We start from the raw sequence: 15,479 nt of genomic DNA, 5'->3' as shown, positions 1-15,479 counted from the left end.
ACACACAAACAAATGAAACATTTTTTATTAGCTTTTACGGCTATTTTTTTTGGAATTACAATTAGTAACGCACAAAGCATTGAAAAAAAATGGCAATTTCAGTCTGTAGAAAATGACTCTATTTCTAATCTTTTTGAATTATCAGAGTCCGATGTTTTTGTTTTAGATAAAGGTGATTTTAACTACAATATTGAATCTCGAAACCTTGAGGCTTCAGGAGATTATATTCACCAAAATAATCTTTTGGTATTTTATTACAATCAACCAAACGATACTATTAGGCGATATAAAATAACCGAGCTAACGGACTCTACTTTAGTCTTTAATGAAAATAATATTCGTTATAGTTTTAAGTCTGTTCGTGAAATAGTAAAAGATGAATCCACTATACTAACCAATGGCGACCAAGATACTATAATACCAAGTCAAGGTTTTTCTTTTAATAGTCTTTGGCGAGGTATATTAGGTATGGTTTGCCTAATTTTTATAGCCTTTTTATTTAGTAGTAACAGGCGTGCAGTTAACTGGAAAACAGTAGGTATTGGATTGGCTTTTCAGTTGGTAATTGCCATAGGGGTTTTAAAAGTGCCTGTTATTCAAAAAATCTTTGAAACTATTGGAAAACTGTTTATAAAAGTACTTGATTTTACAAGAGCTGGAAGTCAGTTTTTATTTGAAGGATTAGTAGTTGATATGGATACGTTTGGGTTTATTTTTGCCTTTCAGGTACTTCCTACAATTTTGTTCTTTTCTGCCTTAACATCAGTATTATTCTATCTAGGTATTATTCAACGTGTAGTAAAAGCATTTGGATGGTTATTATCAAAGCTTCTCAAAATCTCTGGAGCCGAAAGTTTAAGTGTAGCAGGAAATATCTTTTTAGGACAAACTGAAGCGCCACTTTTAATAAAAGCGTATTTAGAAAAGATGAATAAATCTGAAATGCTTCTAGTTATGATTGGCGGCATGGCAACCGTAGCAGGTGCTGTGTTGGCTGCTTATATTGGCTTTTTAGGTGGTGATGATCCTGTATTACGTTTGGTTTACGCTAAACACTTATTGGCTGCATCGGTTATGGCAGCTCCAGGCGCTATTGTTATTTCTAAAATACTTTATCCTCAAACCGAAAAAATTAATACAGATGTCTCTGTAGAATCAGAAAAAATTGGTTCAAACTTTTTAGACGCTATAGCTAACGGAACAACCGAAGGTTTAAGGTTAGCAGTAAATGTTGGAGCTATGCTTTTAGTTTTTGTAGCGTTTATTGCCATGATAAACTATATATTCCTACAAATTGGAAGTTTTTCTGGATTAAACACATGGATAGCTGCCAATACTCCATATCCTAATTTATCACTTGAGCTTATTCTGGGCTATATATTTGCGCCTCTTATGTGGCTTATTGGTGTAGCTAAAGAAGATATGATGATGATGGGCCAACTACTAGGAATTAAATTAGCAGCTAGTGAGTTTGTTGGCTACATTCAGTTAGCCGATTTAAAAAATGTGGCAAGTGCAACACATTTAAATTACAATAAATCTATTATTATGGCAACTTATATGCTATGTGGATTTGCAAACTTCGCCTCAATTGGAATTCAGATTGGCGGTATTGGCTCTTTAGCACCAGGTCAGCGTAAAACGCTTTCAGAGTTTGGAATGAAAGCTTTAATTGGCGGAACCATAGCCTCATTAATTTCAGCCACAATTGCTGGTATGATAATTGGATAATTGCATCAACAATTCGTTAATAACTTTTTATATAATTTAAGGGTTAAATCATTTTGGTTTGACCCTTTTTTCTATTTTTATTTCCCATAAAATCCGATTGAAGATGAAGCAATATCACGACCTTGTTAAGCATGTTTTAGAAAATGGAAATGAAAAAGCAGATCGCACTGGCACTGGAACAAAAAGTGTTTTCGGCTACCAGATGCGTTTTGATTTAAGTGAAGGTTTTCCTATGGTAACCACCAAAAAGTTGCATTTAAAGTCTATTATTTACGAATTATTGTGGTTTTTAAAAGGTGATACCAACATCAATTACCTAACAGAAAATGGTGTTAGAATTTGGAATGAATGGGCTGACGAGAACGGTGATTTAGGACCTGTTTATGGTCATCAGTGGCGTAATTGGAATAGCGACGAGATAGATCAAATAAAAGATGTTATCCAAACACTAAAAACCAACCCAGATAGCCGTCGTATGTTGGTTTCAGCCTGGAATCCTTCAGTGCTTCCAGACACATCAAAATCGTTTTCAGAAAATGTGGCTAATGGGAAAGCTGCCTTACCGCCTTGTCATGCATTTTTTCAGTTTTATGTTGCTGATGGCAAACTATCATGTCAGTTATACCAACGTAGTGCTGATATCTTTTTAGGCGTTCCCTTTAACATTGCTTCTTATGCCCTTTTCACTATGATGATGGCCCAGGTATGTGGTTATCAACCAGGTGATTTTGTACATACTTTTGGTGATGCGCATATTTACAGCAATCATTACGAACAATTGGAACTACAACTGTCTCGCGACCCTAGACCATTACCTAAAATGATTCTAAATCCAGAAGTTAAAGATATTTTTGATTTCACGTTTGAGGATTTTACATTAGTAGACTACAATCCACATCCACATATTAAAGGGGTTGTTGCAGTATAGTTTAGCTATTGTTTTTTAATTTCCTAGAATAAAAAAGCTAAATTTACATAAGATAAGTATTTAGACATGTTCGGAAGAAAGAAAAACAAACCACAAGTAAATCAAGCAGAATTAGAGTTGTTAAAAAATGCCCAACGACGCTTAAAACAGAAGAAAGGTGTCTACACCCATTTTATTCTGTTTATAATAGGCTCTGTTTGCTTTATAGTTGCCAATCTGGTTTTAGGTATTGGCGAAACGGTTACCATTTTTAACACGCATTGGTTTGTATCTGCTATTGCATTGTGGTTTATATTATTTCTATATCACGCTTTTAAGGTATTTGTTACCGATTCGTTTATGGGAAAGCAATGGCAAGACGAACAATTAAATACATTAATTGCCAAACAAAAAGCTAAAATTGCCGAGTTGCAAAAACAAGTTGAAAACGATTATCCACTACCTAGTATAAAATCAACAGGTAACACATCAAAAAAATCGAATATTACACTTATTGTTGCTGCTGGCGAAGATAATGCCATTGGTAAAGACAACGATTTGATTTGGCATTTAAGCGACGACCTTAAACGGTTTAAAAACCTTACTAATGGACACCATATTATTATGGGGCGCAAGACCTTTGAAAGCTTTCCTAAACCGTTACCTAACAGAACGCATATTGTCATTACACGGCAAGATAATTATCAAGCTCCAAGTGGTGTAATTGTTGTCAATAATTTAGAAGATGCTTTCGATGCTGCCCGAAGCGATAGTAATCCTTATGTTATTGGCGGTGGTGAAATCTATAAACAAGCTATGCCTTATGCTGATAAAATAGAATTGACACGTGTACACCAAAGCTTTGAAAATGCGGACACCTTTTTCCCTGAAATAGATGAAAGCGTTTGGAAAGAAACACAAAAAACCTTTCATGATAAAGATGAAAAACACCAATACGCGTTTTCATTTATCACCTATTTACGAAGCTAAAAAAGCTTAATTCGTTACAATTTAGTACATTAGCCTTACTAGAATCCCAAATCTAAGCGTTATGAAACGATTCCGTTTTAATTTTTTAGCTATAGCATTAACTGTTATAATGCTCTTGTTTTCATGCCAATCCATGAATAATTTAACCATGAGCGTAACAGAACCTGCGCCAGTTTATGTGCCAACATCAATACAAAACATTGGTATTTTAAACCGAAGTTTAGCTTCTAAAAAGAACAAACCTTTAGACGATATTGACCAAATACTTTCCATTGAAGGTAAAAATTTAGATACTGAAGGCGCAAAATATACCATTCAAAGTATAAAAGAAACCTTTGAAAAAGACAGTCAATATAATACTGTTGAAATTATAACTTCTGAAAAGATTGAGAATCCTGGTTTAGGTATTTTTCCAAGTGCTTTACCTTGGGAAACGGTTGACATGCTTTGCAAAGAAAACCAACTCGATGCCATAGTAACCTTGTCTTTTTATGATACCGATGCTAAAGTATCCTATAAAACCAGAACTGTAGAACAGTTAAACGCTTTTGGTATAAAAATACCAATGATAGAGCACGAAGCTACCATAACCACACATATAAAAGCAGGGTTTCGAATTTATGACAACATCAATAAAGTTGTTCGAGATGAAATCGCACTAGACCGCTGGATAACTTCTGTAGGCAAAGGCATTAACCCAACTAAAGCCATTGAAGCAATAATAGGCAGAAAAGAGTCTTTACTGCAAGCAAGTACCGTTATTGGCCAAGATTATGTATATAGAACCTACCCATTTAAAATTCGAGTTACTAGGCAATATTATGTAAAAGGCACGGACAATTTTGAAATAGGAAAAAGACGCGCTCAAACAGGTGATTGGGATGGCGCAGCAGAATTATGGGAACAGGAACTTAACAATCCTAAAGGAAAAATTGCAGGTCGTGCTTGTTATAACATGGCCATCATTAATGAAATTAATGGTGATCTGGAAACAGCTATGACATGGGCTTCAAAAGCCTACACTGATTACGAGGACAAAAATGCATTACGTTATTTAAACATCCTTAAAAACAGACAAAACAAAAACGCCTTATTAGAGCAACAATCTCAATAAATTAATGATTAGATGGTTTGGTATATTGATGATTGTACTCATTCCTAAAAACGGAATTTCTCAATCATTAACAAACATTCCTATTGCAAACGGCAATATTCATGTTACCACTTTCGGAGTTGGCGAGCCCATTCTTATAATAAATGGAGGCCCAGGCATGAATAGTGAAGGGTTTGCTTCGTTAGCTAAAGAAATTGCCAAAACTAATCTAGCTATTTTATACGATCAACGCGGAACAGGAAAATCTACTATTTCTAAAATCAATTCAGAAACGATGACGATGGATTTAATGGTTTCTGATATCGAAGTTATTCGACAGTACTTTGGCTATAAAGATTGGACGATACTAGGTCATTCATTTGGAGGTATGCTTGCCTCCTACTATCTTAAAAAACATCCCGAAAGGATAAAAGGCTTAGTTCTATCTGGTTCTGGTGGCTTTAACTTAAATATTTCAAGACATTTAAATTTACTATCAAGACTCAACAAAAAAGAGCGTGATTCACTAAACTATTGGAATAACAGAATTGGCCAAGGCGATACCACATATAAAGCACGCTATAATCGTGGTAAGTATTTAGCCCCAGCTTATGTGTATGATAAAAAATATATTCCTGTAATTGCAGAACGCTTAACACAAAGCAACCGAACCATAAATAGTTTAGTTTGGCAAAATATGCGTACCATTGATTTTGATTGTAGTGATGCCTATAGAAGCTTTAAAAATCCGGTTTTAATCATTCAGGGAAAGCAAGATGTCATGGGAGATACTATTGCCAAAGAAGCGCATAAATTATTCGAAAATTCTGAATTGGTGTTTTTGGATGACTGTGTACATTATGGTTGGCTCGAACAGCCTGAATCATATTATAGAAAAATAAATAGTTTTTTAGATAAACTTTAAAATACTTTGCTATTATGTATCAAATAATAACTAAAATTGCCTTAAATAACTCAACTCTAACTTATGATTCAAAAAGAGGTTTCATTATCTAACGAATTCAAAACCCAAACCACAAAAGCAATTACATCAATATTTATTTTTGCTATTGTTTATTTATTAACTTTTTTTTTAGCAATTGGATTAACCGTACTTTGTGTTTATGGTGCAATTTCACTTATAGTCGCTCATCCTAGGTTTTTTACTTTAGCTCTTGGTGTTGGGTTAGCAAGTATTGGCTTTCTCGTTCTCTTCTTCTTGCTGAAATTTTTGTTCAAAAAAACAAAAAAAGACAGAGGTCATTTGTTAGAAATTAAAAAGGAAGATCAACCTCTCCTTTTTGAAATGATAGATGAAATTGTAAACGAGGTAGGTACTCAATTTCCAAAAAAGGTCTATTTATCACATGAGGTCAATGCTTCCGTATTTTATGACTCTAATTTTTGGAGTATGATTCTTCCTGTGAAAAAGAATTTAATGATAGGTTTTGGGTTGGTAAATTGTATATCAAGAAATGAGTTAAAAGCTATTCTATCGCATGAGTTTGGTCATTTTAGTCAAAAAACCATGAAAGTTGGAAGTTTTGTTTATAATGTCAATCAAATTATTCATAACATGCTTTATGAAAATGAATCTTATGACAAAATGATTCAGAGTTGGGCTAACGCAAGTGGTTACTTTACGATTTTTGTAATAATTGCCGTAAAAATTGTTGAAGGGATACAATGGTTATTAAAGCAGATGTATGGGTTTGTAAATAAAAATTATTTAGGCTTATCTCGTGAAATGGAGTTTCATGCCGATGAAATTGCCGCAAATGTAACTGGTCATGAACCTTTGGAGAATTCTCTATTACGTATGAATCTTTGTGATTATTCTTTCAATTCAGTTTTAAGCTTTTATGAAGGAAAAATTGAACAATGCTTAAAAAGTAAAAACGTGTTTTTAGATCAATGGTTTGTTCTAAATTTCATATCAAAAGAAGATAATATTGAAATAAAAAATGGCCTTCCTAATGTGACTCTAGAGGAGCTTAATAAATTTAATAAATCTAAACTTGTTATAAAAGATCAATGGGCTTCGCATCCAAGTACAGAAGATAGGATTGAAAGATTGAAAAAATTAAATCTAAAAAAAACAACTAACAACGATCGACTTGCAAATGAAATTTTTCAGAATTTAAATGTATTACAGGAAAAACTAACAGAAATCCTATTTTCAAACGTCATCTATAATAAAGAACCTGATTTTACGACGCATGAATATTTTGAAACCGAATTCAAAGAACAATACTTAAGTAATACATTCCCAAAAATATTCAATCAATACTATGACAATAAAAACCCAATACAGTTTGAAGTTAGTAATATTTCTTTAAGCAATATTCAGATTCATTTTAGCAATCTATTTAGTGATGAAAAAGTAAATTTAGTTTACCAGTCAATAGCATTACAAAATGACATAGCTACCATTAATCAAATATCAAGTGATGGTTTAAAATTAAAAACTTTTGACTATGATGGTAAAAAATATTCAAAAAAAGAAGGAGTTAAATTGAGTTTAAGTCTTAAAAAAGAATTAGAAACAATTAATAAAGAAATTGATCAAAATGATAAGCAAATTTTTCAGTATTTTTTAAACGCTGAAAGTAGTTTGGGAGATATTACCAAGCTAGAAAAGCTATATAAAAATTTATCAGAATTTGATAATTACTACGACGAAAAAATCTCAATATACAATGAGTTATCGTCCAAATTAGATTTCATTAATTATAATACACCATTTGATAAAATAAAATCGAACTTTGATAACATAAAGCCTTTAGAAAACAAACTTAAAGAAAGTATTAAAGAGTTATTAGAACAGAATAAATACAATAGCAATTTAAAACTTGAAGTAAAAGAATGTTTTAATTCTTTTACAGAAAAAGAATTAAAGTACTTTTTAGGTGAGCGCTACATCGACGAGAATTTGGAAATATTATTCACATCACTCAATAATTACTATTTTCTTTTATCCGAAGGATTCCTAATCAACAAAAGAGAATTGCTTAACTATCAGGCATCATTAATTAAAGAATAGTTTTAAATTCCTATTTTTGCACAAACAAAATTTGAAATACATGAACGCATATATATTTCCAGGTCAAGGTGCTCAATTTACAGGTATGGGATTAGATCTTTATGAAAATTCGCCTTTAGCTCAAGAACTATTTGAAAAAGCTAATGAAATATTAGGCTTTTCTATTACCGACACTATGTTTGAAGGATCAGCTGAAGACTTAAAAGAAACTAAAGTTACCCAACCTGCTATCTTTTTACATTCGGTTATTTTGGCCAAAACATTAGGAGATAGCTTCAAACCCGATATGGTTGCCGGTCACTCATTAGGCGAGTTTTCCGCATTGGTTGCCAATGGCACTTTAAATTTTGAAGATGGTTTAAAATTGGTTTCACAACGTGCCATGGCTATGCAAAAAGCCTGCGAATTAAAGCCTAGTACAATGGCTGCTGTTTTAGGATTAGATGATGATGTCGTTGAAAAAATCTGTGCTATGACTGACGGAATAGTTGTGGCTGCAAATTACAACTGCCCAGGTCAACTAGTAATTTCAGGCGAAGTTGAAGCTATAAATAAAGCCTGTGAATCATTAAAGGCTGAAGGTGCTCGCCGTGCATTGGTTTTGCCTGTTGGTGGTGCATTTCACTCACCACTTATGGAACCTGCTCGCGAAGAATTGGCAGCGGCTATAGAGAATACCACATTTAGCAAGCCAATTTGTCCTATTTACCAAAATGTATCCACAACAGCGGTAACAGATGAAAATACAATAAAAGCTAACTTAATTTCACAGTTAACCGCTCCTGTTAAATGGACACAATCTGTGCAGCACATGATTGCAGATGGCGCTACTCTATTTACTGAAGTTGGACCAGGAAATGTACTTCAAGGGTTAGTAAGAAAAATTAATCGTGAGGCCCAAACAGCTTCAGCAGCATTTGAAACCAAAGCTTAATGAAATTATCGCGTACAGCTTTTATTATTGTGCTGATTGCTTTTAATATTGCAATCGATCAAATCTCTAAAGTTATTGTCAGAGCTAATGTCACTCCTAAAAGTGAAACCGAAATAATAGGTGATTATTTTACACTGCACAACGTTGAAAATACAGGAGCCTTTTTAGGCATGGGAAGCGATTTTAATCCAACCTTAAAGCTCGTTCTACTCTTATTACTACCAATAGTTGTATTAGGTTATATACTATACTATATTCTAAAAAACAAAAATTTGGATAACTATTCGCTTATAGGGTTTTGTTGTGTAATTGGTGGAGGCATTGCCAATGTTTACGATAGAGTTGTATACAAATCAGTAACCGATTTTTTCCATATTGATTTAGGAGGCGTATTTAGAACAGGCATCTTCAATGTAGCCGATATGTCTGTCATGTTTGGTATGGGACTACTACTCTATGGTAGTTTTAAAAACACTAAAAAAGAAAAAGCCTCGAATTAATCGAGGCTTTATTATATTTTATCTTGCCAATTCGCAAGCTTCACAATCTTTTATTTCGCCATAATAGGTTTCTCTATACTTGTGTAAGGTTTTAAAAGGAATACTTAAAAATTGCTTTTTAATGTAAGTCACTTTTGTTAATAATTCACCCATTTTAGGTGTGAATCTTTTTTCGGTTTGCGTTTCGCGTTTTACTGTAATCAATTTCATAATATCATTTATCATTTGATGCAAAGTAACAAAGGATAAGACGTTTATCCAAAATTTAAACAGTAAACCTTTGTTAATCAAATAATTAATACAAATCTGTCAACGATATTTAGATATAGCTAAAAGATTCTTAATGATTAAGGCAAATTGTTAACAGTTTTAAAACGCTATTTTTTATAGATTTTTCCAGATTTCATGACAAAAACAACATTTTCTGTTGTTTCAATATGCTCTACCGGATTGTCATTTGTTGCAATAATATCAGCAAAAAAACCAGGTTGTAATTGACCGATTTCATTTTCCATATCAAGCAGTAATGCGTTTGTAATAGTAGCACTTTGTAAAGAAAACATAGGTGACCATCCCGCATCAACCATATATCTAAACTCTTTTGCATTATCACCATGAGGAAATACGCCTGCATCCGTTCCAAATGCAATGGGAACATTTTCATTTATTACCATTTTAAAAGTATCATCCAATACTTCCATTGTACTTGCTATTTTAGGGAGGATTACTGGAGGATAATAATTTGGAATTTTTGCTTTTTCCTCTACGTAGCGACCTGCGGAAAGTGTAGGCACTAAATAGGTGTTGTTTTGTTTCATTAGTGCAGCTACTTCTTTGTCCATAAATGACCCATGTTCTATAGTTTGAACACCAGCTATTACAGCTCGTTTCATACCTTCTTTGCCATGCGCATGAGCTGCAACCACCATTCCATATTCTTTAGCAGTTTTAATGATCTCATCAACTTCTTCTTGAGTAAACTGTGCATTCTGTCCATTTTTGGCCACGCTCAAAACACCACCTGTTGCAGTAATCTTTATTAAATCTGCACCATTTTTATAACGTTGACGAACAGCTTTTCTTGCTGCTTCAGGACCGTTAATAACACCTTCAGCAGGACCAGGATCGCCCATTAATTCTTTTTTCATCCCGTTTGTAGGATCAGCATGACCGCCAGTCGTTGCTAACGCTTTTTCAGCTGTAAAAATCCTTGGTCCATCTACTTTACCAGAATTGATAGCATTACGAAGTGACACATTAACTCCAGACCCTCCTAAATCTCGTACTGTTGTAAAACCAGCAAGTAAGGTTCGGTTAGCATAATCAATTGAATTAAAAGCCACATCTGCATCGTTTAAAGTGAATCGCTCTAGATACCGATTCGGATTAGTTTCGCCTTCTAAATGCACGTGCATATCAATAAATCCAGGCATGACTGTTTTATTCTTTAAATTGACAACCATATCTTCAGAAGTAGCTGGTTCAGTATAACCATCTTCAACAGATAAAATTTTATCTCCCGAAACAATAATGGTTTTAGACTCTAAAACTTGTCCATTTTTAGTATCAATCAATTTTCCGCAATGCAAATAGGTATTCTGACCTATTAAAACGGAAGTGAATAATAGGGCTGTAAAATAAATGAGCTTTTTCATTATAGTGGTTTTATAAATTTCTAATCTGCTTTTCCCATAACCAAGCGGATTTCATAGCATCATCTAACGTAGATTCAGCTTTCCAACCTAATTGTGTGTTAGCTTTGCTAGTATCGGCAAAAGCTTGGGTAACATCGCCTTCTCGCCTGGGAGCTATTTTGTAATTTAAGGATAATCCTGAAACCCGTTCAAAAGACTTAATGACTTCTAAAACCGAACTCCCTACTCCTGTCCCTACATTAAAGGTTTCGTAATTAGCTTCATTTTCATTTGAAAGTAATCGCTTCAAGGCTACAACGTGTGCCTTTGCCAAATCGACCACATGAATATAATCGCGAATACAGGTGCCATCTTCAGTAGGATAATCATCGCCAAAAACAGAAAGACAATCGCGTAAACCAGCTGCTGTTTGGGTAATAAAAGGCACTAAATTTTGAGGGACTCCCAAAGGCAACTCCCCTATTTTCGCACTTGGGTGCGCACCAATTGGATTAAAATATCGTAAGGAGATAGCTTTTAAATTTGGAGTGACCTTGCAAGTATCCTGAATAATTTCCTCACCTATTTGTTTCGTATTGCCATAGGGTGATTCCGCAGGTTTTACAGGAGCGTCTTCGGTTATAGGCATCACATCGGCCTGACCGTAAACCGTACATGATGAACTAAATATAAAATTGGCATCTGACATATTAGATAACTCCTGAAGGACATAAACCAAGGTATTAATATTATTTTCAAAATACATTAATGGTTTCTGAACACTTTCACCAACCGCTTTACTTGCCGCAAAATGAATAACGCCTTTAATGTCTTGGTGTTTCTTAAAAAATTCTTGAACTTTAGGTTTATCCTTTAAATCCAGTTTTTCAAAAATTGGTGTTTTACCTGTTATGGAAGCAATTCCGTTCAACACATCAATTGAAGAATTAGATAAATCATCAATAACGACCACTTCAAAACCTTCATTCTGCAATTCGACAACTGTATGTGAACCTATAAAACCTAAACCTCCAGTAACTAGTATTTTATCCATTAACAAATTCTAAAACTTTCGAGGTGATGAATGCTATTTGCTCATCATCCAATTCTGTATGCATTGGCAAAGAAATGACATCCTTTACTAGCTGATTAGTTACAGTAAAATCAGGTTCATTGTAACGTTCATCTTGGTAAGCCTTTTGCTTATGCAATGGTATTGGATAATAAACACCACAAGGAATATCATTAGCATTTAAAAATTTAACCAAGCCATCACGATCAACTCCGTTTAATTTTAAGGTATATTGATGAAATACATGACAGTTACAGTTGTCACAATTTCCAGAACAATCATTGCTTTTTCGGTATGGTATTTCAATTTTTGGATGATTTTTAAAGGCTTCATCATATTTTGAAGCTGCTTCTTGTCGCGCTTTGTTGTATGCATCTAAATGAGGGAGCTTCGCATCTAACACAGCAGCTTGAATAGAATCTAACCGAGAATTCACGCCAACCACATCATGGTGATAGCGTTCATACATACCATGATTAACAATCCCTCTAATAGTATGAGCTAAATTGTCATCATTAGTAAATATAGCACCTCCATCTCCATAACAACCTAAATTTTTTGATGGAAAAAATGATGTTGATGAAACATGACCAATGGTTCCTGTTTTTGCTTTTTTTCCATTACTAAAAGTATAATCGGCCCCTATACCTTGAGCATTATCTTCAATAACATATAAGTCGTGTTCTTTGGCAATTACCATTATGGCTTCCATATTGGCGGCTTGACCAAATAAATGCACAGGAACAATAGCTTTGGTTTTAGGTGTGATAGCCTTTTTTATAGCTTCGACACTAATGTTAAAATCATCTGGATTAACATCAACCAAAACAGGTGTTAGCTGAAGCAAAGCAATAACCTCAACTGTGGCAGCAAAGGTAAAATCGGCTGTTATAACTTCATCTCCTGGTTTTAAGCCAAGACCCATCATGGCAATTTGTAAGGCATCGGTTCCATTTGCGCATGGGATAACATGCTTAACGCCTAAATAATTTTCAAGATTTTTTTGAAATTGATGAACCATGGGTCCATTAACGAATGCTGTGGTTTCTATTACTTCCTGAATAGATGGATTTACAACATCTTTTATACGATTATATTGACCTTTAAGGTCAACCATTTGGATTTTTCTCATAAGTTACGAAATTACAAAATTCGCTGTTGCCAACCAATGAAAGATAGTTGATAAAAATCAATTTTATAAAGAAAATATTTTAAAGAAATGTATTTTAGCAATTAAAGCACAGAATTTGAATATCATTTATAACATTGCAATTGGTTTAACGGAGCTTGCTTTAAAGTTCATTGCTTTATTCAACACAAAAATTAAGCTAGGTGTTAATGGGCGTTCGCGAACATTTTCAATTTTAAAGAATACTATTCAATCTACTGACAAGTATATTTGGTTTCACTGCGCTTCTCTTGGCGAATACGAACAAGGTCTACCTGTTTTTAAAGACATTAAAAAGCTTTATAAAAATCATAAAATAGTTTTAACGTTTTTTTCACCTTCAGGATATGAAATTCGTAAAAATACCGATGTTGCTGATGTTGTAGTTTACCTTCCAATTGACACCAAACAGAATGCAAAACGTTTTTTTAATTTAGTTAATCCAGAATTAACCGTTTTTGTAAAGTATGACATTTGGCCCAACTATTTAAAAGAACTTAAAAAAAGGCAACGTCGGGCGATTCTAATTTCGGCCCTATTTCGAGAAAACCAATCATATTTTAAATGGTATGGTAGCTTTATGCGCAACAAATTATTTGCCTTTGAACACATTTTTACTCAAGACGAAAAATCAAAACATCTATTAGAATCTATAGACTACTCAAATGTTTCAGTTTCTGGAGACACGAGGTTTGACCGTGTAACCAGCCAACTTGACCAAGATAATACTTTAGATTTTGTTTCAGAATTTAAAAACAACCGCCTCTGTTTTGTTGCCGGAAGCACATGGCCAGAAGACGAAAAAATACTCGTTGATTATATAAATACCACAACCGAAAATATAAAATTCGTTATAACGCCTCATAATATAAAAACCGCCCATGTTCAAAAGTTAAAGCACAGTATTCTTAAGAAAACCATTTTGTTTTCTGAAAAAGAAAGTGTTTCTCTCTCTGATTTTCAAGTCTTAATTATTGACACTATTGGTCTACTTTCTAGAATATACAGTTATGCCAATATAGCTTATGTAGGTGGCGCCATTGGTTCTACTGGCTTACATAATATATTAGAGCCGGCAGTCTTTGGTGTCCCGATAATAATTGGTAATAATCATGAAAAATTCCCGGAAGCTAATCTAATGATAAAAAATGCCGGTGTTCTAGAAATAAAAAATATTGAAGATTTTAAATTGATAATGAGTCAATTAACCCAAGACAAAGAATTTTTAAATTCATTGGGTGAAAAAAATTCAAATTTTATTAAAAAAAATAATGGAGCCGTAATCCAAATAACCGATTACTTACGTATATAGTACCGAAAGCGAAAAAGGCAGATGTTAAAAAATGTTAATTTTTTTAATCTCAATTAAAAATTTGTTTTTAAATTCGCAACTATATAATTAACACTAAAACTTAAACAAATGAAAAAATTATTCTTAAGCATAGCAATGTTATTAGCTTTAAGTATTGCTTTAACTTCTTGTAGAGACGAAAAGAAAGCTGATTCTGCTGAAGAAGCTGTTGAAAACGCAGTAGACGCTACTGAAGACGCAATGGACGAAGCTGCTGATGATGCTGAAGGCGCTATGGAAGAAGCTGGAGAAGCTATCGATGATGCAGTTGACGCTGCTGGCGAGGCTGTAGACGATGCTGCTGACGCAGTTGAAGGCGCGGCAAATGATGCTGCAGATGCGGTTGACCAAGCTGTAGATGATGCTGCAGATGCAACAAACAAAGCTGTTGATAAAGCTGCTGCTAAAGTAAAAGGAGAAGACGAATAAAACTAACTTTTCTCGAAAACAAATAAAAAAGGTCTTGAATTAATTCAAGACCTTTTTTATTACACCATATTAAAATCTAGATTCTCAAAACTCACCAACACCTCTCTATATGACATATGGTGTCGTAAATTATGGTATGATCAAATAATATATTTGTTCCATAATACGAGCACAAAAAAGCATGTTCAAAAAAGCTAACAATTTAAAATCCAATGAACTTCAGTCGGAACTCAAGTTTAAGGAAATCTCTAGCCTATCTCGTATTGAAACAGCATTAAATGATTTACAAGCGCTTAATGTTGAAAAACAAAACACTTCTATCAGTAAGACTGAATACTTTTTAAGAAAATCTAAAATCATTAAAAAGCTTTATGCTCCTGATTTATGAAAATTAAAGAGAAATTACTTGTTATGGAATATCAGTTAATTTCAAATATTCCGGTAGATACTGCAAAAATTAAAGCTATTAAAAAATTAAAAACAGCTTTAATGCATATTGATTTTAATACAGAAAGCATCCCATTTAATGATATCGATCGACTAACAAAGTTATTTGAATCGCTTCTTGACAGAAAACTGACTAAACCTGAAAACAGCATTATAGAATCTTTAATTGAAGATTAAAAA

At 33.5% G+C, this 15,479-nt stretch carries 16 protein-coding genes; 12 read left to right on the top strand and 4 right to left on the bottom strand.

Translation table 11 applies throughout. From position 1 onward, the window contains the following. The first annotated feature begins 12 nt into the window (after positions 1-12). The 8 genes from K7G76_RS13705 to lspA all read left to right on the top strand — a co-directional run bounded on the left by K7G76_RS13705 (position 13) and on the right by lspA (position 9,198). Entirely contained in the window at positions 13-1,731 is a 1,719-nt protein-coding gene (locus tag K7G76_RS13705; protein ID WP_223034783.1) for a nucleoside transporter C-terminal domain-containing protein, read from the top strand. A gap of 103 nt (positions 1,732-1,834) precedes the next feature. Then, on the top strand, positions 1,835-2,659 hold the full coding sequence (locus K7G76_RS13700; protein WP_223034782.1) for a thymidylate synthase: 825 nt from the start codon (positions 1,835-1,837) through the stop codon (positions 2,657-2,659). A gap of 66 nt (positions 2,660-2,725) precedes the next feature. Then, positions 2,726-3,628, top strand: coding sequence for a dihydrofolate reductase (locus K7G76_RS13695; RefSeq protein WP_223034781.1), 903 nt, complete (start codon positions 2,726-2,728; stop codon positions 3,626-3,628). 61 nt (positions 3,629-3,689) lie between these two features. Further along, complete coding sequence (locus tag K7G76_RS13690) at positions 3,690-4,742, top strand: DUF6340 family protein (RefSeq protein WP_223034780.1); 1,053 nt, start codon at positions 3,690-3,692, stop codon at positions 4,740-4,742. Positions 4,743-4,746: 4 nt separating this feature from the next. Further along, positions 4,747-5,646: an alpha/beta fold hydrolase gene (locus K7G76_RS13685; protein ID WP_223034779.1), complete on the top strand. Its 900-nt coding sequence runs from the start codon at positions 4,747-4,749 to the stop codon at positions 5,644-5,646. Between the two features lie 63 nt (positions 5,647-5,709). After that, complete coding sequence (locus tag K7G76_RS13680; RefSeq protein ID WP_223034778.1) at positions 5,710-7,764, top strand: M48 family metalloprotease; 2,055 nt, start codon at positions 5,710-5,712, stop codon at positions 7,762-7,764. 40 nt (positions 7,765-7,804) lie between these two features. Then, on the top strand, positions 7,805-8,698 hold the full coding sequence (fabD, locus tag K7G76_RS13675) for an ACP S-malonyltransferase (protein WP_223034777.1): 894 nt from the start codon (positions 7,805-7,807) through the stop codon (positions 8,696-8,698). Then, positions 8,698-9,198, top strand: a complete 501-nt coding sequence (gene lspA, locus K7G76_RS13670) for a signal peptidase II (protein ID WP_223034776.1) — start codon at positions 8,698-8,700, stop codon at positions 9,196-9,198. The genes fabD and lspA overlap by 1 nt, the downstream gene beginning before the upstream one ends. An 18-nt stretch (positions 9,199-9,216) precedes the next feature. Here the strand turns inward: lspA and K7G76_RS13665 are convergent, their stop codons facing one another. From K7G76_RS13665 to K7G76_RS13650, 4 genes are all read right to left on the bottom strand, one after another. Further along, the gene (locus K7G76_RS13665) at positions 9,217-9,408 is read right to left on the bottom strand and encodes a hypothetical protein (protein WP_223034775.1); all 192 of its coding nucleotides are present in this window, start codon (positions 9,406-9,408) and stop codon (positions 9,217-9,219) included. A 167-nt stretch (positions 9,409-9,575) separates the two neighbouring features. Continuing rightward, positions 9,576-10,853: an amidohydrolase family protein gene (locus K7G76_RS13660; protein WP_223034774.1), complete on the bottom strand. Its 1,278-nt coding sequence runs from the start codon at positions 10,851-10,853 to the stop codon at positions 9,576-9,578. Between the two features lie 10 nt (positions 10,854-10,863). Next, positions 10,864-11,886: a UDP-glucose 4-epimerase GalE gene (gene galE / locus K7G76_RS13655; protein WP_223034773.1), complete on the bottom strand. Its 1,023-nt coding sequence runs from the start codon at positions 11,884-11,886 to the stop codon at positions 10,864-10,866. Further along, positions 11,879-13,036: a DegT/DnrJ/EryC1/StrS family aminotransferase gene (locus tag K7G76_RS13650; protein WP_223034772.1), complete on the bottom strand. Its 1,158-nt coding sequence runs from the start codon at positions 13,034-13,036 to the stop codon at positions 11,879-11,881. Before K7G76_RS13650 ends, galE begins: the two co-directional genes overlap by 8 nt. 115 nt (positions 13,037-13,151) lie before the next feature. On the opposite strand from K7G76_RS13650, the gene K7G76_RS13645 reads away from it, so the two are divergent. From K7G76_RS13645 to K7G76_RS13630, 4 genes are all read left to right on the top strand, one after another. After that, positions 13,152-14,384: a 3-deoxy-D-manno-octulosonic acid transferase gene (locus tag K7G76_RS13645; RefSeq protein WP_223034771.1), complete on the top strand. Its 1,233-nt coding sequence runs from the start codon at positions 13,152-13,154 to the stop codon at positions 14,382-14,384. Positions 14,385-14,492: 108 nt separating this feature from the next. Then, positions 14,493-14,852 carry a hypothetical protein gene (locus K7G76_RS13640; RefSeq protein ID WP_223034770.1) on the top strand — a complete coding sequence of 120 codons (360 nt, stop codon included), beginning with the start codon at positions 14,493-14,495 and terminating at the stop codon, positions 14,850-14,852. Positions 14,853-15,033: 181 nt separating this feature from the next. Further along, positions 15,034-15,240, top strand: a complete 207-nt coding sequence (locus tag K7G76_RS13635; protein WP_223034769.1) for a hypothetical protein — start codon at positions 15,034-15,036, stop codon at positions 15,238-15,240. Beyond that, the gene (locus K7G76_RS13630; RefSeq protein WP_223034768.1) at positions 15,237-15,476 is read left to right on the top strand and encodes a hypothetical protein; all 240 of its coding nucleotides are present in this window, start codon (positions 15,237-15,239) and stop codon (positions 15,474-15,476) included. The genes K7G76_RS13635 and K7G76_RS13630 overlap by 4 nt, the downstream gene beginning before the upstream one ends. Positions 15,477-15,479: the final 3 nt, after the last annotated feature.

It is taken from the genome of Hanstruepera marina, assembly GCF_019880635.1.
GTDB classification, from domain to species: Bacteria; Bacteroidota; Bacteroidia; order Flavobacteriales; family Flavobacteriaceae; genus Hanstruepera; species Hanstruepera marina.
This window is presented reverse-complemented; position numbering and strand designations above follow the sequence as displayed.

Coding starts and splice junctions, on each gene's coding strand:
- lspA (WP_223034776.1), top strand. CDS start 8,698: ATGAAATTATCGCGTACAGCTTTTATTATTGTGCTGATTGCTTTTAAT.
- K7G76_RS13695 (WP_223034781.1), top strand. CDS start 2,726: ATGTTCGGAAGAAAGAAAAACAAACCACAAGTAAATCAAGCAGAATTA.
- K7G76_RS13685 (WP_223034779.1), top strand. CDS start 4,747: ATGATTAGATGGTTTGGTATATTGATGATTGTACTCATTCCTAAAAAC.
- K7G76_RS13665 (WP_223034775.1), bottom strand. CDS start 9,408: ATGAAATTGATTACAGTAAAACGCGAAACGCAAACCGAAAAAAGATTC.
- K7G76_RS13635 (WP_223034769.1), top strand. CDS start 15,034: ATGTTCAAAAAAGCTAACAATTTAAAATCCAATGAACTTCAGTCGGAA.
- K7G76_RS13650 (WP_223034772.1), bottom strand. CDS start 13,036: ATGAGAAAAATCCAAATGGTTGACCTTAAAGGTCAATATAATCGTATA.
- K7G76_RS13640 (WP_223034770.1), top strand. CDS start 14,493: ATGAAAAAATTATTCTTAAGCATAGCAATGTTATTAGCTTTAAGTATT.
- galE (WP_223034773.1), bottom strand. CDS start 11,886: ATGGATAAAATACTAGTTACTGGAGGTTTAGGTTTTATAGGTTCACAT.
- K7G76_RS13690 (WP_223034780.1), top strand. CDS start 3,690: ATGAAACGATTCCGTTTTAATTTTTTAGCTATAGCATTAACTGTTATA.
- K7G76_RS13680 (WP_223034778.1), top strand. CDS start 5,710: ATGATTCAAAAAGAGGTTTCATTATCTAACGAATTCAAAACCCAAACC.
- K7G76_RS13630 (WP_223034768.1), top strand. CDS start 15,237: ATGAAAATTAAAGAGAAATTACTTGTTATGGAATATCAGTTAATTTCA.
- K7G76_RS13700 (WP_223034782.1), top strand. CDS start 1,835: ATGAAGCAATATCACGACCTTGTTAAGCATGTTTTAGAAAATGGAAAT.
- K7G76_RS13705 (WP_223034783.1), top strand. CDS start 13: ATGAAACATTTTTTATTAGCTTTTACGGCTATTTTTTTTGGAATTACA.
- K7G76_RS13660 (WP_223034774.1), bottom strand. CDS start 10,853: ATGAAAAAGCTCATTTATTTTACAGCCCTATTATTCACTTCCGTTTTA.
- fabD (WP_223034777.1), top strand. CDS start 7,805: ATGAACGCATATATATTTCCAGGTCAAGGTGCTCAATTTACAGGTATG.